Below are 22,035 nucleotides of genomic sequence, written 5' to 3'. Positions count from 1 at the left end.
CAAGTTTCCAATTACATATAGATTTTTCGAAATGAGGGTACAGTATACATATAGAATAAAGGAAGGATCGATAGGTATGTACAAAATATACATAATAGAAGACGATGCAAATATAGCTTCACTGATTGTCGAGCATTTAGCTAAATATCAGTTTGAATGCTTTACTGTACAACAATTTCCACACATTATTGAAGAATTTAATACTATACAACCACACCTGGTCATTATGGATATCAATCTCCCGACTTACGATGGCTATTTTTGGTCACGGAAAATCCGTCAACTCTCAACATGTCCCATCATCATTGTCTCTGCCAGAGTAAATGATATTGATCAAGTATATGGAATTGAAAATGGTGCCGATGATTTTATCACAAAGCCCTTTTCATTGGATGTCCTCATGGCAAAAGTAAATGGACTACTTCGGCGTACCTATGGTGAATATGCTTTAGCCGAGACAACAACCATAACTATAGCCAATACTACATTAAATCCAGATACAGTTCGTCTTCAAACAAAAGCCAAAGAGAGCCTGTTAACGCTAAAAGAAATGCAGCTTAGTAAGTTATTATTCGAAGCTTACCCTAATGTAGTGCCGCGTCAAAAGCTTTTAAGTGCTATTTGGGATGATGAAACCTTTGTTGAGGAAAATACTTTGTCTGTGAATATTGGTCGATTACGTAGAAAATTGGAAGCCGTACACTCTAAACTTGAGATTAAAACGATCCGTGGTCTTGGATATCAATTGGTGGAGGAAAGTGAATGAAGCTATTTTTTCGAGATCATCTTAGTATCATTATTCTCTATAGCATAAGCTTCCTCCTATTACCTTGGATAATTCATGTATTAGATGACCTATCCTCACACTATGCCTACTTTATTTTTCTTGTCAGCTTTCTATTTATTCTGTGGCTACTTGGTCGTTATTATCGAAGAAGAAAGTTTTATCATCATTTACAAAAAAATATCAAAACGCAGGATGATCTTCATTTATTTGAACCACATGCAGCTATTGAGCAATACTATAGTGAAAAACTAAGGCAAATACAGTATTTATTTTTAACCCAACAGCAAAGATTGGAAGAACAAGCACATGAGAAGCAACTAGTTCTATCACATTTTGCACATCAAATGAAGACACCTTTATCTGTTATTCAATTAATCGTTCAAGCTACACCCAACAAGACCACTGATGAATTGCAGCAATGGTATACCATCAATAAAGAGTGCAATAAATTGACATTTACCCTCAATCAGTTATTAACGTATGAGCGCACATCTCATTTAGTAGCTGATTTAAAAATTGAACCTATTATTTTAAAAGGACTCGTGCAAGAAGTCATCAATGATTTGAAGGATTTCTTTATCATAAGAGAAGTTTTTCCAAAGCTGACGTTCGCTGAAGACCAAATCATTTATTCAGATCGAAAGTGGTTAAAAATTGTACTTTATCAAGTATTAAATAACGCCATTAAATATAGTGAAATGGCAAGCACCATTCATATCCATTATGACAACACGGCTTTGCACATAAAAAATCTTGGTGAGACGATCCCTTCTAATGAAATAGCACGAGTCTTTGATTTATTTTATACAGGTTTGAAGGGGCGAACGAGTGGTGAAGCAACAGGTATAGGCTTATATTTAGTGAAAAAGATTTTAACTACACTAGAGCACCCCTTCACTTTACAATCTTCTGAGCATGTCACTACTTTTTCCATTAATTTTTCAAACAGTCTTAAAAAATGAAGATGACAAAGTTGTCATCTTCACGTCATCAAGAGAAATAGGTTATGTGCCGCTCCTTTTCTATACTAAAGTTATCTAATGAGCATAAAGGAGTTGTTTTAATTTGGGTAACGCAATACTACAAGTAACCAATTTGCACAAGGAATACATCGGTGAGATCACCTATAAAGCGTTAAACGGTATCGATTTTCAGCTACAGCAACAGGAATTTGTAGCTGTCATGGGACCTTCAGGTAGTGGGAAAACAACATTTTTAAATAGTGTATCCACGATTGATCGTCCTACCGCTGGCGATATCCTCATAAACAATCATAATCCTTACGCATTAAATGATGAGGAGCTCGCCAAATTTAGACGCTCTGAACTAGGCTTTGTATTTCAGGATTTTAATCTTGTGCATACATTAACAGTGAAAGAAAATATTTTATTGCCATTAACATTAGATAGCATACCTGCTTCAAAAATGCTTCAGCGTTTAAAGGATGTCGCTCAATTTCTTGGTATCGAGGAACTGTTGCCTAAACGTATTTATGAAATTTCAGGAGGACAAAAACAACGAGTAGCCATCGCTCGTGCCGTTATTCATGCGCCAAGTTTATTGTTAGCAGACGAGCCTACAGGAAACTTGGATTCCAAGGCTGTCAATGATGTCATGAACTTATTTTCCTCGATTAATCAAAAGCTTAATACAGCTATTCTCATGGTGACACATGATCCTTATGTAGCAAGCTTTGCCAATCGCATTATTTTTATTAAAGATGGGAAATTATATAACGAAATACATCGAGGCAACAACCGCAAGCAATTTTATCAGGAAATTATGGACACGCTTGCTTTTCTAGGTGGTGGACAGCATGAGCTTTAATCATATTGTGATCCAAAATATCTTACGTGACAAATGGACGTATGTTTCTTACTTCTTGAGTAGTATGTTTTCTATTATAATTTTCTTTCTCTTTTCTGTTATCGTCTTTCATCCAAATCTGAAAAGCCTAGATCCAGACTCTACACTTGGAATTTCTTTAATGTTAGCTAGTATGCTCGTTTATTTATTCTCTTTTATCTACATTACCTATTCAATCACAGCATTTTTACGTAAAAAGACCAAGACCTTAGGAATATTTATGATTACTGGGGCTTCCATGAAGCAAATTCGTAAGCTGGTCTTCCGAGAAAATCTGTTGATTGGCGTTTTAGCTATTCTGGCAGCTATCGTTCTCGGACTTGTTATTACACCTCTTTTCTTAATGGGTGCAAGAGTTATTTTAGAGGCAGAAACATTTGGCATGTACCTACCTCTTCAAGCAATCAGCATAACCATAGGATTATTTCTGATTTTATTTGTTGTGATATCTACAGTCGTTACGAGGTTCATTAATAAAGAAGCGTCTATCCAACTCTTAAAAAGTGATACAGTTATCGAGAAATCTATTAAGCCTCATTATGTCTTATTAATACTAAGTATTTTGATATCAGCCACTTTATCTTACTTACTAAAAATCGAGCATTCCATTGTAGACACTTTAAGTGTTCTTTATTATCTGTTATTTTTTATTAGCATTCTTAGTACGATTTATTTAGTTATTACACAAGGATTTCGTTTGTTTTTGAAAATATATGAAAAGTCTCCTGCCTATCTTCAAAAAACCAATATGCTTTTGGCATCCAATTTAAATGTAAAAATGAAATCACATGCAAATATGCTGTTTCTAATTACTATCCTATTAAGCGGTGTCTTTCTATGTACAAGTATTTTATTTAGCTCTTATTACAATGTAAAAAAGGCTAGTGAAGAAAATTATCCATATAGCTTTCAATATATTGCTGATCCAAAAGCTGATGACAATATGGTAAAGACTGATCTTGATTATCTTGAAAATACTTTATCAACGGTTCAAGCTCACAAGTATTTTATTGAATTTAAATCAAATGAAGATCAACGCATTGGCTATATGTCTTTATCGGATTATAACCTGATCCAGCATCAGGACAACAAGCTAAGTAAAGATGAATTTATTGCCGTCGCTGGCAGTCGTGATGTAGCACCTACAACAAATAATGCCAGCGATTTGTATATAAAGTCTTTCAAACTAGCCAGCACCCATGAGCAAAATCTGCTATCTACTGGCTTCCAGCAAAGTTATTTCATTGTACCTGATGACATTTACAAAACTATTAACTACCCTGTTTATAAAACATATATTTATGAACTGGAAGATTGGACAGCCCATACAGATTTGGCAAAAGCTATTACAAGTAACTTACCCTCTTTACCTGGAGAACGTTATGTAACATCCAAAATTGATTTATATAACACAGAGATGTTTGTTAAGAGCGTGATGTTCTTTATCGGCTCCATGCTAAGTCTCATTTTCTTAAGTGCAGCCATGAGTATATTGTACTTCTATTTACAAACAACTTTACAACAAGAGAAGGAAAAGTATATTGGTATCCGTAAGCTAGGACTTTCTAGAAATGAATTAGCTACCATTATCACTAAAGAATTGGCAATTCTTATTTTTGTACCGTTCACCATAGCTATTACACTCTTGCTAATTACACTTTTAGCTATGCGAACAATGGTTTCTACAGCATTTTTACAAGTTTCCATAGCTAGCTCTTGTTGTTTCTTTGTGCTTTTCCTCATTAGCTATGTATTAATTCGAAAAAGTTATTTTAAACGCTTAGTAAGCTAAAAAAATCGCACTCCTTAAGGGGTGCGATTTTTTCATAGTGTTGAAACATATGAAAGGTGAAAATGTTTCCTTTTAGCAAAGTTTCCCAAATAAAGTGAAGGTGTTAACTACTCATTTTAGTGAGGAGTGTCATCAACCATCACTTCTCCACATTGAAAATAAACGCCCAATTCAAATAATGGATTATTTGATCGTTACTGCTGATAAGGAAAAGACACTTCTGCAGAATGGTTGATTTTGAGAGGAGCCAGCGTCACTCCTAGGGGATTTAGCGGCTTATTGGACGCCCTCTGGAAAGGACACTGGCGGAACCAATCTCTCGCCTTGTGAAAAAGCCTTTTTCTGCGGATGACATTATCTTTTTTACCAAAGAACGGGCTTTGCTACCATCAGCCATAGCATAATAAGCAATAATACTATATACATCCATGTTTTACGATGCAAAAGTGAAACAAATTGTTGCTGATTAAATGCTGGTGTATTAAAAGTACGCAACGTCGGTTTAAACGCTCTTGCGAGAAATACGATTGATGCAAACATCACGAGGAAAGTTAATACAATCCATGAGGTATTCCATTGATAGCCCGCATGCCACATTAACAAAATACCCGAAGCTACTAGTACATGCCCTGAATGTTTGACGAGCGTAATGGCCCCCTTAAAGGCTTCTATATATGGTGGCATGTCATCCATTGAAGCTGTGTGCATTTTTTTTACAATGGTTAGCACAACGAACAAAGGCCCAATCGAAAGAATAGCACTTAAAATATGTATATAAAGAAGAAGTGTATAAATGGAAAACATGCTCTGTACTCCCCTTTTCATCAGTCCCCTTCATTATAGCATTCAAGCTGAATTGACTTTATCAGCAATTGTGAATCCTTTGTAAACATAGCTTGAATCATTGTTAAATTGTTTGAAAACCGTATAAAGAGGGTATTGTTTATAGTAACATGCACTTATAGAACAAAAAGGAGTGATTTTTATAGGAATTCATCAATTTTTCACAAGCCTTAATGATTTAGAGCGTATTATTCGTTGCCCTGGTCGCTTCAAATTTGAAGAGCACAATGTGGCAGCCCATTCTTGGAAAGTGTCACAATATGCCATGTTTTTCGCAACGTTAGAAGAAATGCACGGTGCGACAGTTGATTGGAAGTCTTTATATGAAAAGACAATCAATCATGACTTTGCGGAAGTGTTTATTGGTGACATTAAGACACCAGTAAAACATGCTAGCCCAGAGTTAAAGCAAATGCTAGCACACGTGGAAGAAAAGATGATGGAAAAATTTATTATCAATGAAATTCCACAAGAATTTCAGGCTACTTTCTTTGAACGGATGAAAGAAGGTAAGGATCATACTTTAGAGGGTCGGCTACTTGAATTTGCGGATAAACTCGATCAGTTTTATGAGGCTTTCGCAGAATTAAAGCGTGGTAATACTGACAAAGAATTTGTCTATATGTACCAATCAGCCCTTTCAAAACTCTTGGCTATTCCGCTTGAAGCGACCGTCCAATATTTCCGCACAGAAATTTTAAAGGATGCAGTAAAGGAAAAAACACATATCGATATTCAAGCATTAACAAATGAAGTATTAACATCAAACTAATAGGGTGCATGTACAAGTTTTCCGATTGAAAAATTCACGGAAGGCTTTTTTTATTTTCCACAAAAAGTCGTATAATAAGGAGAGATTGAATGGAGGGAAAGTATTGTCACAGGAATGCTCTATTATAGAAGATTTAATACCTCTTTTTAAAAAACAACTGCTTCAACCATCAACAATAGAATTTGTCGAACGGCATCTAACAACTTGTCAGCAATGTCAGCAGCTTGTAGCCTATTCATCGACTCAGAACGCATACTTACCCATGAAAAGAACAGTATCCTTTTTTCATATCATATTTATTGTATTATCCTTTATGTTTGCTATTAACTCGTCCTTACTCGGCAATCAAAAGGGCTTTGTCATCTCATATGCTCTTTTCGGCTGTCTTTCTTACCTTTTCTATAAAAACATCTGGATTGTTTTTATCATAAGCTCTGTGCCTGTATTCGTTTGGGCTATCATTAATAATCTTAATAATGAGCTCTATATTACAACCTTTTCTTTAACAGAAATAGGAACGCTTGCGATTGGAGCTGGCTACATCGCACTTTTACATACCATTTTCGCCTTAATTGGCGCAGCTTTTGCCATTCTATTACGTAGGATTTTTCAATAAACAAAAAAGCACCTTGAACTTTTTTACCAAAGTTGAGGTGCTTTTTTTGTTTGTTAGGCCTTTTTGACAAATTCTGATTTTAATTTCATGGCACCAAAGCCATCAATTTTACAGTCGATGTTATGATCGCCTTCCACTAGTCTTATACTTTTAACCTTTGTACCAATTTTTAAAGTGGAAGAACTGCCCTTCACCTTTAAATCCTTAATAACAGTAACTGAATCGCCGTCAGCTAACAGATTACCATTTGCATCTTTTACAATAAGTGCATCTGATTCCTGTTCAGTTGCGTCCATGCTCCATTCATGCGCACATTCTGGACATACATAGTTTGCTCCATCCTCGTATGTATATTCTGAATGACATTTTGGACAATTTGGATAAGCTGCCATTTCTGCTTCCTCCTTTTACATTTTTACTAGGAAAATCCTCTTTATGCTCCTATCTTTACATAGTCAACCTTAATTAGCAAAGGTTGTTCGTATTTTTCGTTCGCATTTGTGAAAAAAATATGAAACATCAGCATCTTTTTGAAGGTAGTGCAAGATGTTTATAACGCTATTTGGAACACTTGCCCATTGACTAATTTGCCATTATCATCTTACTTGCATGTTTATCGATCATGCTTTATTATATCCATAAAGGCTGCATTGTTCGTATAATATTAAGTTTTAACCTTTAAGCTGTAAAAGGGAGTTTTATTATTGGAGTTGGAATGACGGGCCTCACACTACGGTGCATGAGGATAAGCAGGAAAACTTCTGCGAACACCCACTTTGAGGAGTGGTGGTTTAAAACTTTCTATAATAACTACGGCATACGCGGCTTTTTATACATGATTGATACAGCACCTTAGCTATTTAGGTTAAGGTGCTTTTTATATTCAACTTATTCTCCTCTTCTCCTTATTCAATCACTTCCTAACCATTCATAAAAAGTAAGGACAACCTTCTTGTATTTTGTATAATTTCCTCCCATTTTGCACATAGATGGAGTAACAAGGGAGGTTATGACATTGAAGAAATTAATTTATCTATTGGTTTTTACTTCACTACTATTAGTAGCTTGTGGAAAGAACGCCGAGCCAAAGGAAGTAGCAGTCGATCAAAATACGAATGTTGAAGATATTGTAGGCGCGATTGTGAAAAATGAATTCTCTGTGGATGAATCAAAAGACGGTGTTGTCACAATTTCCATTCAAGATACAGATGTAACAGAAGGATCGAAAAGCCAGATGCTAAAGGATTCTACTAAAATTTTCGCTGATTTGTCCAAATTAAAAAATGTGAAGACACCAGCTATTACTTGGTATGCTCCTCTCACTGAACCTGATGGGGACAAAACAATGACCGAGGTTTTGAATATTTATTTTAGTGAAGAGGATTTTCACAAAATAGACTGGGCCAATTATCTACAGGTCGATATTGAGTCTAGCGCTACAAATTATCATGAAGATGAGGCTTTAGAAGATTAATCACATAAAGATACCCCACAGCCTATTGTGGCGTATCTTTTTTTACATATTGTTCTATAGCGTTTTCTAAAAGAGCGTGCTTTATTTTGTAGTGAGTTGCTTGCCAAATTCCTTTCCCACCCTGCAGGATTATTAGTTGAGGAGATTCGTGTTTCACTTGAAGATCACAGGCAATAGCATTTGAAATTACCCGATCCATTTGTACAATGACAAGATATTTAGGCAATTCCGTTTGTAATTCTTTATATTCCTTTAATGCTGAAATACTACTTATACATGTCATGCTAATTTTTAACACAAGACAAGGTTTGAACTTCGATTGCTCTAAAACCTCGCACCATTTGTTTAATGTCTTTATTCGTTGCATTTAGTAACCCCCTAAATAGATTATATACTACAAGGGGTATTTTAGGTTACAAAAAAACACGAGACTACTTACGTGCTCGTGCTTAAAATTTTCTATTTAAATGCCTTCCGTATTCATGAATACTAGACGCCAGCCATCAGGGTCTGCAATGGTTACCCCTTTCTCAGCCCAATATGGATTTTCAGGCTCAACTTCGGGATATCCCATGAGCGCAAGACGTTCGGCAATATGACGAATCGTATCTCTGTTTGGGATATAAAGTACGAGAAGATTGTCCTTACTTGGTGCTGGACAAGGGCTACCGTCACTATGCTCAGTAAATTCTAAGTGATAACCTACATCTGGAAGACCAATCATTAAACCATTGTAGCCACGATGTTCTGTAAACGAACCAATTTTCTTTAATCCGACACCTTCACAGTAAAATCGTTCTACTTCCTTTAGCTGATCGGTTGGTCTTGCCACACGCACCTGTGCGACTGCTAATTCATTTGTCCATTGCTGTTCCATTGTTATGAAATCCCCTTTTAGACTATTGTAAAATGAGACCATAACGCTGGAAACAGTCCTAGGTCTGAAGTTATTGTATAAGAGCAACGCTAAAAGAAGCAGCTGTTTTCTCTTTTACTTCCTCTAAAGAAACACCATCTGCTAATTCTATTAGTTGCATACCATCTTTTGTAAAATCAAATACAGCCAAATCTGTAATTAATCGATGTACGACACCTTTACCCGTTAGTGGCAGTTCACATTGTTTTTTAATTTTAGATTCACCATTTTTATTCACATGCTCCATGACGACAATCACTCTCTTTGCACCAACGACGAGGTCCATTGCGCCACCCATGCCCTTTACCATTTTCCCCGGAATCATCCAGTTAGCAAGGTCTCCTGTTTCAGATACCTCCATCCCTCCTAAGATGGCAAGGTCAATATGTCCACCTCGAATCATCGCAAATGATTCTGCACTGTCAAAGAAGGATGCCCCCGGAACTGCCGTAACTGTTTCTTTACCTGCATTGATTAAATCCGGATCTACTGCATCTTCTACTGGATAAGGACCAATACCGAGAAGTCCGTTTTCGGATTGTAAGAGTACGTCATAATCGATTGGGATTGCGTTCGCAACAAGTGTTGGAATACCTATGCCTAAATTGACATTCATACCGTTGGCTATTTCTTTTACTGCTCGGTTAACAATTTTTTGTCTTGTATCCATTATGCTTCCCCCTTCTTCACCGTTAAACGCTCAATACGCTTCTCATAATTTTCACCTAATACTACACGTTGTACAAAAACCCCTGGTGTATGAATATGATCAGGATCTAGCTCACCTACTTCTACAATTTCCTCCACTTCAGCTATTGTAATTTTCCCTGACATAGCAGCTAATGGATTAAAATTGCGTGATGTTTTTCTGTAAACTAAATTTCCTAGCTTATCGGCTTTCCATGCTTTGACCAGCGCAAAGTCAGCAACAATACCTTCTTCCAAAATATATTCTTTGCCATCAAAAACCTTCACTTCTTTTCCTTCAGCAATTGGCGTTCCAACCCCTGTAGCTGTGTAAAAACCAGGAATACCCGCTCCACCTGCACGCAAACGTTCTGCAAGAGTTCCTTGCGGTGTCAACTCTACTTCTAGCTCACCACTTAAAAATTGTTGTTCAAAAATCTTATTTTCTCCTACATATGAAGCAACCATTTTTTTTATTTGCTTGTTTGCTAATAGTAAACCCAATCCCCAGTCATCTACACCACAGTTATTACTGACAACCGTTAAATCCTTTGTTCCCTTTTGCACTAATGCTGCGATTGATTTTTCGGGTATACCACATAGCCCAAAGCCACCTACAGCTAATGTATCTCCATCCTTAATATCCGCAATCACCTCTTCAAACGAACTCCATACCTTCCCATTACCCATCTCGAAACCTCCCTGAATTGCTCGTTTATTAAGAAAAATTCTACATCATTGCTATTTTACAAGTAAAGGAATTAATTAGAATACTATTTATTCCTATATGGAATAAATCTATTTTCCCCATTCTTACCTATCATTTCAAGTAACTGTTTTAATGCATAAGATTGGTAGGCATTTTTCTTCGTAATAATCCCTAAACGCCACGGCATTTCAAAATCATCTAATGGAATTATTTTCACATTGGTATTTGTTTGCTTAGCTGCAATGGAATGGGGTAACAATGTAACCCCTAAATTGGAGGATACTAACTCTACAATCAAGTCCCACTGTGAACTTTTATAGCCGATTGTAGGTGTAAAACCAACACTTTCACAGGATTTAATTATATAGTCGTGAAGCGTGAACTCCTCTGCAAAGATAATGAACGTTTCATTTTCTAAATCTTTTAAAGCTATGGATTCCTGGTGTGCATAGGGGTGAGATTCATTCATAAAGACATAAAACTGGTCTTCTATAAAGGGTTGAACAGCAAACTTCCTTTCGTCTACTGGTAATACAACGATGCCCATATCAACATCACCATTTTCAACTAGCATTTCTACCATTTTTGCACCACGTTCGATAAGCGCTAAATGCACTTCAGGATATAGTTGATGAAATCTCCTAGCGATTTCAGGGAAAAATAAAGTTCCAATTAAAGGTGGAATCCCTAATTTGATAGCACCTGTCTTAATATTTAATAAATCGTCTAGCAAAATATGTAGTTCTTGGACAGCCTGCATTATTTTTTGTCCTTGATGATAAACAATACTACCTGCATCAGTAAGTTCTACATTACGCGTTGATCTGTTCAACAATTCAACTTGTAATGATGCTTCTAATTTTTTGATACTTTTGCTTAATGAAGGCTGAGATACAAAGGAATCATGTGCAGCCTTAGTAAAACTCCTATGCTCAACAACAGCCATAAAGGCTTTTAAATCTCTTAATTCCATCACTATCTTCTCCATTTATTCGTATTTATTATAAAAGCATCTTCAATTACTGCCCTTTAGCAATAAATTCTCCATCCTTTCTTTTTAATCCTTTGCAATGTGTTGAACTATAAATTTTAGATATTTTCACCCCTGCCATTATACGTGTCTTTTCGACTTTTGGAGAGTTTTTTAAGAGTGATATGACCTACAATCATTTATAAATATTGTCATAATTTATCAAAGATTGGAGATGTAACAGATGTTGAAGCAATTGCTTGAAAATCGAATAGTTAATAGGCATTATTTAGGTCTTACATTAAGCAACATGTTTATGAATTAAAGAACTGTGAGGAATGACTCTATCTTAATAAGTGCCAACAAAAAATACACCACCCTATAGTAAAAAATAATCTAATAAGGTGGTGTATTTTTTAGTGTGCTTTTTCTAATGCTAATTTAATACCAAATGCAATTAATATTGCACCTGTTAATCCTTCAATTACTGCCTTAGTTGATGGCTTTTTCATAAATGCACTAATTCGATCTAAAAGGTACACGTAGAAGATAAACCATAGCATTGTTAATGCTGTGTAAATTAGACCCATTATTAAAAAAGGAAAAAATGTTCCACTATTTCCATCTACAAATTGAGGGAGAAATGTTAGGAAAAATACGGCGACCTTTGGATTTGTCACATTCGTGAGAAACCCTTGTTTAAAGCAAGATTGGTGAGAATATTTGTGTTCTATACTTCCTTCATCGTCTACAACTGGAGATTGTGTTCGAATTGTTCGAAGTGTCCACAAGGTCTTGATTCCTAAATAACATAAATAAACCGCACCAACATATTTTAAAACAGCAAATATATAGGCAGATTTTACAATAATCGCCGAAAGTCCTATAACAGCCGCACAAGTATGAATTAATAAACCGCAACAAGAACCTATGATTGTTTGTAAACCACCCTTTCTACTTACAGTCAGTGTGTTTTTTGTTGCAATCGCTGTATCAGGGCCAGGTAAAATAATAAGTAAAATGCACATAACTAAGAATACAGATATATTGACCATATTACGCCCACCCTTTCTGTCAGAAAATTATAAAAGTAATTGTAACATACGCCAAGACCAACAGAAAGATACAAAATTTTTCCGTTGACATATAACCGTAGGGTGTTATATATTCATAACACCTTATGGTTATATTTTATACAGATTCCTCTGCTAGTGGACTTAATAACGTTGAAAAAGGAGTAATAGAACATGACTGAAAAATTACAGGATATTGTCAAAACAATTACATTAAATGCCCCTATCGAAAAAGTTTGGGAGACTGTGGCAACAGCTGACAAAATAGCTTCTTGGTTTATGCCAAATGATTTTCAACCTATCGAAGGATACGAATTCACTATTCAATCACCGTTCGGCCCATCACCCTGTAAAGTAGAACGTGTAGATGCACCGCACTTTCTACGATTTGCTTGGGATCAAGATGGCTGGTTCGTAACTTTTGAGTTAAAAGAAGTAGGCGAGCATACTGAATTTACTTTAACACATGGTGGCTGGAAGGAAGCTTCACATATTATTCCGAAAGCAAACACTGCTACTGAAGCCGTACGTACTAATATGGATAACGGATGGACAATGATTATTAATCATAAATTAAAAGAGGCTGCTGAATTCTAATGACTGAAGCAGCCGTAAAGTATGATATTTTTCAAGCAATCGCTGATCCCACAAGAAGAAGTGTTTTACAGCTCCTTGCAGCAAGCGACAGACCTATTTCCAATATTACTGAGCATTTTACGATTAGTCGAACGGCTGTCGTAAAGCATTTAAAAATATTGGAACAGGCGGAGCTAATCTCTGCTCAAAAAAAAGGTCGTGAAAAAATCTATACCTTGCATAGTGAGCGTTTAAAGGAGATTGAAGATTGGCTCCAATACTTTCATTTATTTTGGGATAATAAATTGGCTCAGCTTCAAAGCATGGTTGAAGATCATTAAAGCAGAAAAAGAGCTGTCTTTTTGTCAGACAGCTCCTCATTTAAAAGAGATAAAATAATCCCCCATTAATGACTTCTATTTTAATTTTTGCTTCATATTGCTCCTCTAATGCTTTTCTTTCAATTTCATAACACTCTGGTTTATCATCTATATCCTCATAAAAATAATCTAATACACGTTGATCACGTTGCCATCGTTTTTGTGCTTCCGTTGCCCAGGAATGGTCATCCTGCTCAATAATTGACTCAATTGTAGCTTTCAATCTTTCCAGTGCTCTGGCAGGCTTAATAATATATTGCACATGAAATACATTTTCTTCAGGTTCTATGTTAAAGTCCGAAGAACAAATCCTTTCATGAAAACCCTCCTTGATGACGCCCGTCAATAAATTAATGCCAAATGAGTAAAGCATTTCTTTTGTACGATCACAGCAATACGAAACTTTAAAGTTAACACCTAACCAGGGCGTTAAAATAACCTGCCCCATCTCACGATCCACTTTTTCAAACAACTGAACATAAGCTCCTAGTTCCCTTGTAGCTAAAAATATCTGATTTAAACGTGGAGAGCCGTAATGAATAGCTTCTCCAAATAAATTACCAGCCATTGCTGTTTGATTTGTAATAAAGGTTACTTGCGCTGGGTTTGGTTCACTATTCGTTGCTTCAACATATTGCCAATAAAATGGCCTATTCATAATTCTTTTATCGATGTCTATCGTTAATTGAACGGTTAGATAATGATTCTCTTCTCCTATAATTGCACAGTTATTCTCCATAAAAAATTCCTTTAAATAGTGGTGAACTTGCTGTGGATACATAGCTGCACCTCCCTACCTTATACAGATTCTTTAAAGTTTGTTAATATGGCATCTAAATCGCCAACCACCTTCTCAAACACATCAATTTTTGTATGAAGCAATTCCAAGATTTTCTCTTCAATTGTATGTTCAATGGCGAGATTATAAATATGGACATCATGCTCCTGCCCCAAACGATGGACACGACCAATACGTTGCTCTAGCTTCATTGGATTCCAAGGTAGATCATAGTTGATCACATGATGACAAAATTGAAGGTTTATCCCCTCTCCTCCTGCCTCAGTAGCGATGAGCACCTGGGCTCTTTCTTTAAATAGGTGCTTCATATAATCTCGTTTACTTTTATTAAATTTACCATTAAACAACACACTTGATATGCCATTAGAATGTAAGTACCATTGCAAATAAATTTGCGTAGCACGATATTCTGTAAAAATAATAACCTTGTCATTTGCTTGTTTAACAATTTCCAATGTCTTTTCCGCCTTTGAATTCACTTCCAAGGTCATTAATTTAGTAATAATCGCTTCAATTTCTTGTGGTTGTACATGATCATCTAGCATATTCGTTAATGTTAATGCCGTAGCTTCCTTGCTACTACACATTTCTTTTTGCAAGGTAATTAATGAAAATGACCCTGTGTTTTGAAGGTTGCCAAGCATTTCGTAAACTTCTCTTTCTTCGTCCGTAAATGTAATCGGTACAATTTGAACACGACGATTTGTCCAATCAATCCCCGTATCTTCCCTACGATTTCTTACCATTACCTGATTAACCAACTCTTTTAAATAATCATCATGTTCTAAATCATGCTTGCTAGCAGAGAAAGCCGATTGGAAGGCATCATAGTTACCAAGATGCCCAGGCTTTAATAAGGAGATTAAATAATACAATTCAAAGATATCATTTTGAATAGGTGTGGCAGTTAATAATAAGCAGAATTTTTTCTTTAAGCCTTGTACAAACTCGTAAATTTGTGTTTTATTATTTTTTAATTTATGTGCCTCATCAATAATTATCATGTCATAATCCTGCTCATAAATGCGCTCTCTATGTGGACTCTTTTTTGCCGTATCCATACTCATAATGAGGACATCATAGCGCTCTATCGGGCAATTTTTTTTATATGCGAAGGCAGGAATATGAAATTTTATATTTAACTCTTCAATCCACTGATTAATTAAAGAAGCAGGTGCTAAAATTAAAGCTCTTTTCACAAGCCCTCGAATAAGGTATTCCTTTAAGATTAAGCCCGCTTCAATTGTTTTACCTAGCCCCACCTCATCAGCTAAAATAGCTTTCCCATTCATACGTTCAATCACTGTTTCGGCTGCTTCTAATTGGTGTTTCAAAGGTTGTAAATTAGGTAAATACTTTGTAGCCTGCAATCCTGTAAAATCAGGAATTAGTTTCATTTTCACAATATCATAGTTCATCTTGTACAATGTCCAGCTATCCCATTTTTCAAGATGATTTAATCGATCGATAAAGCCCTCTTCCCACTCGGACGACCTTTCTATTTTCATGATCATCACCCCATGTCATTTTTTCTAGTTTAGGGTGTCCCAAAAAGGAAAAGCTATGTTCTTTCTAGATGAAAAACACCTAATGAAAGTTATTTTTTCATTAGGTATTTGTTAATTCATCTATTTACAGAATTGTCTTGGAGATTTTTCAGCAAATTCTTTAATGATAAATGAAAGTTTGTCAGGTACATTTTAGATTTTTAAATACAACACATCCGCGAGATAAGTATTTGTCGAACACTCATTTTTTTCTCAAATAGATAGGTTCTTTATTAAAATGTTTCGCGATATCCATGACAATCATATTCTTTGTATAGTTTTCTTAAATATACTCTATAATCAGCGTTATATTGATAGTCCATCAGAAGTATTTCCTCTAAAATATACATCAAGACAAAAAGAAAGGAACACCAACGATATATTAGTGCTCCTAAAGTCGATTATTTTAAACTTTCCTGTAATAGCTTACGATTACGATGTTTGAAAATGTCATTATGTGAGGAAACAATACCTCCCTCAGAAGCATCAGGTTGAATATACTTCTTCGCACTATTCACTGCATGAAGTGCATCATGAAAGGCTGCTGCAATTAAATGAATTTTACCATCATGGCTCAAAATATCACCCGCAGCATAAAGGCCTGGGATCGATGATTCACTATTAATCGTACCAGCGATAAAATAATCATTTTTGCGCTCAATGGCTAATGGACTATTATCTAACAATTCTTTATCACGCACATACCCATGACTAATAACAACTTCATCAATAGGAATTTCTGTTACAGTCCCAGTTTCATGATTTGTTAAAGCAATAGCTTTAATCATTCCTGCTTGATCGTCTGCAATCAGCCTAGTAATTTCAGAATTGAAATGGCATTCGATCGAACTATTTGCAAGCTCTGTAATTTGAGCCTCATGTGCAGACAATGTATCTTTTCGATAAGTTAAATAGACCTTGGATGCTACCTCCGTTAATTCTAATGCCCAGTCTACCGCTGTGTTACCACCACCAGAAATAATAACTGCCTTATCTTTAAATTTTTCATAGGATTTAATTGTGTAATTTAAATTAGATACTTCAAAGCGTTCAGCCCCCTCAATTTCAATTTTTTGAGGATTTAGGATGCCACCACCAATAGCAACGATAACTGTTTTGGAATAATGAATGTTCCCTGACTCTGCTGCGATGACAAATATACCATCTTCATTTTTAGCAATGGTCAGCACTTTTTCATTTGTATAAATAGAAGGATTAAAGGTTAAGGCTTGCTCAACTAATTGTTTAATAAGTAGCCCCCCTGATATAGGCGTTACACCTCCCACATCCCAAATCATTTTCTCTGGATAAACATGAATTTTACCGCCTAGCTGTGGTTGTGATTCAATTAGCTTGGTTTTCATTTCACGTAAACCACAATAAAAGCTTGAATATAAACCCGCTGGCCCACCACCAATAATGGTTACATCATACAATTCTTGTTCTAACAATTCCTAACACACCTTTCATTTGGTCATTACTATCTCAACAATTGGACTAGCTCAACTGCATACAGCTCAATCGTAAATGTCTAAATGTAAATATTGCTTTGGAAAATCCTCCTTAATCCCATTATACGATAATGATAATCATTATCAAATAAAATTATAACAAATCATGATATTAAATTTATGTATTTGTCCATAAAAATTTTCATCATTATGCTTTTGCACTATTCATTCTAAAAGCAGATTATACGTTTTACTTACTTTTTGATACACTATTGGAAAAAAGATCGAGGGCACAATGAAAAGAAAAATTTTTATATTACATGAAATCTATGGAGTTAATCCTTTTATTGAAGAACAAATACAAATATACAGTGATGAGGACACTGCCGTTTCCCTTATTTCACTTTATCCAAGAGGGCTTTCATTTCCATATGACCAGGAAAAACAAGCCTATGACTTTTTCTTACAGACAGTTGGCTTTGATGCTCCTCTTGAGTTGCTTTCACCAAAAATATTGGAGGCTTGTGAAAACTACAACGAGGTAATATTAATTGGATATAGTGTAGGTGCAACTTTAGCCTGGAGATTAACTACACTCCCCCTACACCGTGTCATTTGTGTATATGGCTCACGGATCCGCCAATACCTTGATAACATTCCATCTTGTCCAACTTTGGTTGTTTTACCTAGCCATGAAGATAGTTTTGATATTCAATCATTGAAGGATACTCTTGTAAGCATACCGAATGTTCAAATCAAACAATTTCAAGGCTTACATGGCTTTATGGATGCCTCTAACTCAAACTACTGTCAGTTGAGCAACTCGCAAGCACTCAACGACATTCAATACTTTTTACAAGCTAGCAAGCTATAGGAGGAATAAACGTGGAACAAAATATTGATATTCAGGTTGATCCATATATTGAAGCAGGCAATGTTATTTATCCAAGCTTCCATCTTTCTCTACAACCTGGCACGATTATAGGCATCTATACAGATGTTTCCAAAATACATACATTAATGCAATGGTTTATGAAACGAGATGATACGTATACTTCTTTTCGTGAAAGCTCGTTATATGAGCGACTCACAGCGCGCGAGTATATCCAGTTCATTTTAAAGCTTTTTAACCGCCCAACTAATGAAACAGAGAACATATTGAAGCTTTTTAAACTTACTGAACAAAAAAACAATAGAATTAGTAAGCTTTCTAATAGTGAAAAACAGCGATTAAAACTATTGAATATGTACCTACATCCGGCATCTATTCAAATTTTAGAAGAACCCTTTCAAAATATAGATGAATTTTCAAAGCAAACTATCCAACAGTTATTAAAAAATCTTGCAAAAGAGCATAAAATTATCATTTTGTTATCAAATAATCTAGAAGACTTAATGATTGCAAGTACAACTATACATCGATTAGATGGGGCAGACTTACATACTTTAGACGTAAAAGAGGGTAGTCTTGAGCAAGCTCCAAAGCCTCTTGAAGATGCACCAATTCGACTAGATAAAATCCCAACAAAGAAAAATGAAAAGATTATTTTATTTAATCCACCCGAAATTGATTATATTGAAAGTGTTGAAGGAGAAGTATCTATTTATGTAGCAGGTGAAGCTTATCCATGTACTCTATCGCTAAATGAGTTAGAGCAAAAATTGACACCATTCGGCTTTTTTAGAAGCCATCGTTCTTATATTGTGAACCTACAAAAGGTTCGAGAGATTATTACTTGGACACGCAATAGCTATAGCTTAGCACTCAACAGTACAGAAAAGACAGTTGTTCCACTGTCGAAAAATAAATTGGCAACTTTAAAGGAAATACTCGGAATTTAGTAGATTTCCCAGGAAATAATCGACTCCTGTCACCTTTAATAAAATTCCATTGAAGGTTCTTTTTCTGCCTTTCACATGATTTTTACTGTGAGCCTTACCCTTGTTGTTTATAGTGTAGACATCAACAACAAACAGGAGGTTACACATGAACGCAGTGATTGATGTGCAACATTTGAAAAAAATTTTTAATAATGAAACAGCATTACAGGATGTTTCCTTTACCATTAAAAAAGGGGAAATATTCGGCTTTCTTGGCCCAAGTGGTTCTGGTAAAACTACTACAATTAAAATATTAACCGCACAAACAGATAAATCGGCAGGTAATGTTCTATTATTTGGGCAACATGCATCTGAAATGAAGCAAAGTCAAAATCGTAAACGTTTTGGTATTTTAACAGATAATAGTGGCTTGTATACGAGACTATCAATTGAAGAAAATTTAATACTTTATAGTAATTTATATCAGCTATCTCAATCTGCTGTAAAAGAAGCTTTGGACTTTGTCAATTTATATGCAGAACGTAAGAAAAAGATCAGTCAGCTTTCCAAAGGAATGATTCAACGTGTTACACTTGCTCGTGCAATTATGCACAAGCCCGAATTATTATTTTTAGATGAGCCTACTTCTGCTTTGGACCCAGTAAATACACAACATATATATAATGGCTTACGAAAATTAAATGCTATGGGTACAACAATTTTTTTAACAACACACAATATGAGCGAAGCAGAAATACTTTGTGATCGTGTTGCTTTCCTGCATAAAGGGAAAATCCGAGCAATCGGCGCTCCAAAAGATCTAAAAAAAGAATTTGGCTCTGACACTATTACAGTAGAGCTTAAAAATGGTGAACAGGAAATTATAGAAAATGGTTCTCAAGATGCAGAGAAGTTATTTCAATGGATGCAATCCGATCAAGTTACACGTATCTATACAAACGAGCCAACACTAGGTGACATTTTTATGCAAATAACAGGGAGTGATTTAGTATGAATATTTCAATGACACGTATTCAAGCTATATTGATGAAGGATTATAAGGAATTCTCACGTAACTATGCCGTATCAACTATGGTATTACTACCACTTATAATGGCGTTTTTATATAATCAATTAGGTGCAAATACTATTAGCATGTATTTTCTACCAATTAACATGACATTTTCCATAGTGACTACTTACGTACAATGTAGTTTAATTGCAGAAGAAAAGGAAAAAAACACTCTTCGCAGTCTTATGCTCTCCCCTGCCTCACTTGGAGATATTTTAATTGGTAAAAGCCTGTTTGTTCTAATTGTTACAATTGTATCTGTAACAATGGCTATTTTTCTAGTTGGCTACGAACCTGCAAACCTTTTTATCTTAGCAATTGCATTATTGCTTTCTGCTGTGTTTTATATTGCTCTAGGTACAATATGTGGTTTATTTGCTAAATCTATTATGGAAGCATCTATTATTGTGTTGCCTGTAATGGTTATCTTCTCATTTGGTCCTCTGGCCTTAGCTCTATCTTCGGCATACCCAATCTTAAAATTAGCTGAATGGCTACCAAGCTCACAGTTATTACTTTTAGCAGAGGCGTTAGAAGGTAAGTATTCTATGGCAGATGTTCTTATTCCTATGATTACGATAATTGTATGGTCTCTTCTTTCTTGGATTTTCGCAGCAATTATCTATAAAAAAAGAATGGTCGATTAAAGACCATTCTTTTCTTCAGGTAATAATTCCTTCTCCCGTTTTTCAATTTCCTCTAACGTATCTGCATACCATACACCGACAAATCTTGAAGGGACGGACTCCTCAAAATAATCACCATCATAGAAAGATAAAGGAAATAACATACCCTTTTCTATATATTTCTTAATTGTTTGATAGAAATGATCATTCTGTTGTGGGCTTTGTGCTGAATAGGAGCTAAATTTATTGATGGGCTTTCCTAAAGCATCATGAAACATCAGCATTGAGGTTGAACCATTTTGGCGGAAATTTAAGTCTATTGCTTGAACATCACCAGCTTCCGTGACAATTAAATCAAAGCCTGCCACACCTACAAAGCCTTCCTCAACGCCACGTTCCATAATATGCTTTCCTACTTCAATTACTTTTTCGGGTACTTTATCTACAATGATATTCCCTTCGTAAATGCCGTTATCATCCGTAATTTGCTGGGAAGCTCCTAAGTATTGAATCCCTAGCTCCTCTGAGTAAACAAATTGACAGCTATAGTTGTCCTTTGTCTGTAAAAGCTCCTCAATAATTATACTTTCAGTTCCTGTCATGCGAAATTGTCGTAAACCTTCCGTCAATTCATCTTTATTATGACAAATGGTAACGCCATATCCTCCCGAGGTTGGCGAATCATCACCAGGCTTTAATACTACAGGGGGCTGCCAATTTTTAATGGCATCTGAAAGTCTATACGTCTCCACATTTAAACGACTTGGCACATATTTACTATCGATTAAATGATCAATATAAGCTTTTGTATTCAACTCATTAAATTTCTCCGCATCCATCCAATAACATTGACGATCCATATGCTCCAGGTCGTGTATATATTGACATACAATGGTCTTCCCTTCCTTACACCAAGTTTGGATCTGTGCCAGATATTCCTCTTGAGTCTCATAGCTATAAGGCTGTTCTACCCATGGTAATCCTGCTAATTGATGAAGCTCTTGCGCCTTTTCTGTTTGTGTTGCTCGATGTACTAGCACGGGGATATCAGCAATAGCAACTTCTCTTGAGGTTAAAGCATCTAGCTTATGAGGATCATCCATCATCCACGGATTATCGCTATACGGTGTTCTTGGTGTATACACAGCATTATCACCATAAATTTGTCTTAACGTGTATTTAGGTTTCAAGTAGATTACCCTCTTTCAATTTTTCGGTACTCTACTCTACCCTCCCCTTTATTTTTTGACACTTTTTA

The 22,035-nt window shown here is 35.6% G+C and carries 25 protein-coding genes and 1 other RNA gene; 14 read left to right on the top strand and 12 right to left on the bottom strand.

The features are described from left to right. The first annotated feature begins 76 nt into the window (after nucleotides 1-76). The 4 genes from NY607_RS11540 to NY607_RS11525 all read left to right on the top strand — a co-directional run bounded on the left by NY607_RS11540 (nucleotide 77) and on the right by NY607_RS11525 (nucleotide 4,445). Nucleotides 77-766 carry a response regulator transcription factor gene (locus tag NY607_RS11540; RefSeq protein ID WP_131520669.1) on the top strand — a complete coding sequence of 230 codons (690 nt, stop codon included), beginning with the start codon at nucleotides 77-79 and terminating at the stop codon, nucleotides 764-766. After that, the gene (locus tag NY607_RS11535; RefSeq protein ID WP_259419716.1) at nucleotides 763-1,749 is read left to right on the top strand and encodes a sensor histidine kinase; all 987 of its coding nucleotides are present in this window, start codon (nucleotides 763-765) and stop codon (nucleotides 1,747-1,749) included. Before NY607_RS11540 ends, NY607_RS11535 begins: the two co-directional genes overlap by 4 nt. Nucleotides 1,750-1,852: 103 nt before the next feature. Next, nucleotides 1,853-2,614 (top strand): ABC transporter ATP-binding protein, encoded by a 762-nt coding sequence (locus NY607_RS11530; protein ID WP_131520667.1) that lies wholly within the window; start codon nucleotides 1,853-1,855, stop codon nucleotides 2,612-2,614. Continuing rightward, nucleotides 2,604-4,445, top strand: a complete 1,842-nt coding sequence (locus tag NY607_RS11525) for an FtsX-like permease family protein (RefSeq protein WP_259419715.1) — start codon at nucleotides 2,604-2,606, stop codon at nucleotides 4,443-4,445. The genes NY607_RS11530 and NY607_RS11525 overlap by 11 nt, the downstream gene beginning before the upstream one ends. Nucleotides 4,446-4,808: 363 nt before the next feature. On the opposite strand, the gene NY607_RS11520 is transcribed toward NY607_RS11525, so the two are convergent. Continuing rightward, nucleotides 4,809-5,249, bottom strand: coding sequence for a hypothetical protein (locus NY607_RS11520; RefSeq protein ID WP_131520665.1), 441 nt, complete (start codon nucleotides 5,247-5,249; stop codon nucleotides 4,809-4,811). A gap of 172 nt (nucleotides 5,250-5,421) precedes the next feature. Here NY607_RS11520 and NY607_RS11515 point away from each other — a divergent pair, with 172 nt between their 5' ends. Together NY607_RS11515 and NY607_RS11510 are read left to right on the top strand one after the other, a co-directional pair. Next, a complete protein-coding gene (locus tag NY607_RS11515; RefSeq protein ID WP_131520664.1) occupies nucleotides 5,422-6,060 on the top strand; it encodes a YfbR-like 5'-deoxynucleotidase in 639 nt (212 codons plus the stop codon). Between the two features lie 103 nt (nucleotides 6,061-6,163). Then, nucleotides 6,164-6,676, top strand: coding sequence for a zf-HC2 domain-containing protein (locus tag NY607_RS11510; protein ID WP_259419714.1), 513 nt, complete (start codon nucleotides 6,164-6,166; stop codon nucleotides 6,674-6,676). A 53-nt stretch (nucleotides 6,677-6,729) separates the two neighbouring features. Here NY607_RS11510 and NY607_RS11505 read toward each other — a convergent pair whose 3' ends face one another. Next, nucleotides 6,730-7,068, bottom strand: coding sequence for a zinc ribbon domain-containing protein YjdM (locus tag NY607_RS11505; protein WP_048393229.1), 339 nt, complete (start codon nucleotides 7,066-7,068; stop codon nucleotides 6,730-6,732). 247 nt (nucleotides 7,069-7,315) lie between these two features. Here NY607_RS11505 and ssrS point away from each other — a divergent pair. Both ssrS and NY607_RS11495 read left to right on the top strand, forming a co-directional pair. Next, nucleotides 7,316-7,508: non-coding RNA, 6S RNA (gene ssrS, locus NY607_RS11500), on the top strand. Nucleotides 7,509-7,685: 177 nt separating this feature from the next. Then, on the top strand, nucleotides 7,686-8,150 hold the full coding sequence (locus tag NY607_RS11495) for a hypothetical protein (RefSeq protein ID WP_227745007.1): 465 nt from the start codon (nucleotides 7,686-7,688) through the stop codon (nucleotides 8,148-8,150). Between the two features lie 22 nt (nucleotides 8,151-8,172). Here NY607_RS11495 and ytxJ read toward each other — a convergent pair whose 3' ends face one another. The 6 genes from ytxJ to NY607_RS11465 all read right to left on the bottom strand — a co-directional run bounded on the left by ytxJ (nucleotide 8,173) and on the right by NY607_RS11465 (nucleotide 12,487). Then, nucleotides 8,173-8,517: a bacillithiol system redox-active protein YtxJ gene (gene ytxJ, locus NY607_RS11490; protein WP_131522488.1), complete on the bottom strand. Its 345-nt coding sequence runs from the start codon at nucleotides 8,515-8,517 to the stop codon at nucleotides 8,173-8,175. 96 nt (nucleotides 8,518-8,613) lie between these two features. Further along, a complete protein-coding gene (locus NY607_RS11485; protein ID WP_131522487.1) occupies nucleotides 8,614-9,027 on the bottom strand; it encodes a VOC family protein in 414 nt (137 codons plus the stop codon). 70 nt (nucleotides 9,028-9,097) lie between these two features. Continuing rightward, nucleotides 9,098-9,736 (bottom strand): 3-oxoacid CoA-transferase subunit B, encoded by a 639-nt coding sequence (locus NY607_RS11480; RefSeq protein ID WP_131522486.1) that lies wholly within the window; start codon nucleotides 9,734-9,736, stop codon nucleotides 9,098-9,100. Then, complete coding sequence (locus NY607_RS11475) at nucleotides 9,736-10,443, bottom strand: CoA transferase subunit A (protein WP_131522485.1); 708 nt, start codon at nucleotides 10,441-10,443, stop codon at nucleotides 9,736-9,738. The genes NY607_RS11480 and NY607_RS11475 overlap by 1 nt, the downstream gene beginning before the upstream one ends. 83 nt (nucleotides 10,444-10,526) lie before the next feature. Then, nucleotides 10,527-11,435, bottom strand: a complete 909-nt coding sequence (locus tag NY607_RS11470) for a LysR family transcriptional regulator (RefSeq protein WP_131522484.1) — start codon at nucleotides 11,433-11,435, stop codon at nucleotides 10,527-10,529. A gap of 413 nt (nucleotides 11,436-11,848) precedes the next feature. Beyond that, the gene (locus NY607_RS11465) at nucleotides 11,849-12,487 is read right to left on the bottom strand and encodes a LysE family translocator (protein WP_131522483.1); all 639 of its coding nucleotides are present in this window, start codon (nucleotides 12,485-12,487) and stop codon (nucleotides 11,849-11,851) included. A 192-nt stretch (nucleotides 12,488-12,679) separates the two neighbouring features. Here NY607_RS11465 and NY607_RS11460 point away from each other — a divergent pair, with 192 nt between their 5' ends. Continuing rightward, nucleotides 12,680-13,102: an SRPBCC family protein gene (locus NY607_RS11460; protein WP_131522482.1), complete on the top strand. Its 423-nt coding sequence runs from the start codon at nucleotides 12,680-12,682 to the stop codon at nucleotides 13,100-13,102. Beyond that, the gene (locus NY607_RS11455) at nucleotides 13,102-13,422 is read left to right on the top strand and encodes an ArsR/SmtB family transcription factor (RefSeq protein WP_131522481.1); all 321 of its coding nucleotides are present in this window, start codon (nucleotides 13,102-13,104) and stop codon (nucleotides 13,420-13,422) included. Before NY607_RS11460 ends, NY607_RS11455 begins: the two co-directional genes overlap by 1 nt. 40 nt (nucleotides 13,423-13,462) lie before the next feature. Here the strand turns inward: NY607_RS11455 and NY607_RS11450 are convergent, their stop codons facing one another. The 3 genes from NY607_RS11450 to NY607_RS11440 form a co-directional block, all read right to left on the bottom strand. Beyond that, nucleotides 13,463-14,242 carry a YqhG family protein gene (locus tag NY607_RS11450; RefSeq protein WP_131522480.1) on the bottom strand — a complete coding sequence of 260 codons (780 nt, stop codon included), beginning with the start codon at nucleotides 14,240-14,242 and terminating at the stop codon, nucleotides 13,463-13,465. Nucleotides 14,243-14,259: 17 nt separating this feature from the next. Continuing rightward, the gene (locus NY607_RS11445; protein ID WP_259419713.1) at nucleotides 14,260-15,774 is read right to left on the bottom strand and encodes a DEAD/DEAH box helicase; all 1,515 of its coding nucleotides are present in this window, start codon (nucleotides 15,772-15,774) and stop codon (nucleotides 14,260-14,262) included. Nucleotides 15,775-16,208: 434 nt separating this feature from the next. Further along, nucleotides 16,209-17,258, bottom strand: a complete 1,050-nt coding sequence (locus NY607_RS11440) for an NAD(P)/FAD-dependent oxidoreductase (protein WP_131522479.1) — start codon at nucleotides 17,256-17,258, stop codon at nucleotides 16,209-16,211. 295 nt (nucleotides 17,259-17,553) lie between these two features. Here NY607_RS11440 and NY607_RS11435 point away from each other — a divergent pair, with 295 nt between their 5' ends. The 4 genes from NY607_RS11435 to NY607_RS11420 all read left to right on the top strand — a co-directional run bounded on the left by NY607_RS11435 (nucleotide 17,554) and on the right by NY607_RS11420 (nucleotide 20,798). Beyond that, nucleotides 17,554-18,132: a dienelactone hydrolase family protein gene (locus NY607_RS11435; RefSeq protein WP_259419712.1), complete on the top strand. Its 579-nt coding sequence runs from the start codon at nucleotides 17,554-17,556 to the stop codon at nucleotides 18,130-18,132. 11 nt (nucleotides 18,133-18,143) lie between these two features. Further along, complete coding sequence (locus NY607_RS11430; protein ID WP_259419711.1) at nucleotides 18,144-19,100, top strand: LytTR family transcriptional regulator DNA-binding domain-containing protein; 957 nt, start codon at nucleotides 18,144-18,146, stop codon at nucleotides 19,098-19,100. 145 nt (nucleotides 19,101-19,245) lie between these two features. Beyond that, complete coding sequence (locus tag NY607_RS11425; RefSeq protein ID WP_066038406.1) at nucleotides 19,246-20,094, top strand: ABC transporter ATP-binding protein; 849 nt, start codon at nucleotides 19,246-19,248, stop codon at nucleotides 20,092-20,094. Next, nucleotides 20,091-20,798 carry an ABC transporter permease gene (locus tag NY607_RS11420; protein ID WP_048393188.1) on the top strand — a complete coding sequence of 236 codons (708 nt, stop codon included), beginning with the start codon at nucleotides 20,091-20,093 and terminating at the stop codon, nucleotides 20,796-20,798. Before NY607_RS11425 ends, NY607_RS11420 begins: the two co-directional genes overlap by 4 nt. On the opposite strand, the gene ldmS is transcribed toward NY607_RS11420, so the two are convergent. Next, the gene (gene ldmS / locus NY607_RS11415) at nucleotides 20,795-21,967 is read right to left on the bottom strand and encodes an L-aspartate--L-methionine ligase LdmS (protein ID WP_066038405.1); all 1,173 of its coding nucleotides are present in this window, start codon (nucleotides 21,965-21,967) and stop codon (nucleotides 20,795-20,797) included. The genes NY607_RS11420 and ldmS overlap by 4 nt on opposite strands. Nucleotides 21,968-22,035: the final 68 nt, after the last annotated feature.

The sequence above is a fragment of the Lysinibacillus sp. A4 genome (genome assembly GCF_024919535.1).
Lineage (GTDB): Bacteria > Bacillota > Bacilli > Bacillales_A > Planococcaceae > Lysinibacillus > Lysinibacillus capsici.
The sequence above is the reverse complement of the archived record's forward strand: the minus strand, read 5'-3'. Positions and strand labels throughout refer to the sequence as shown.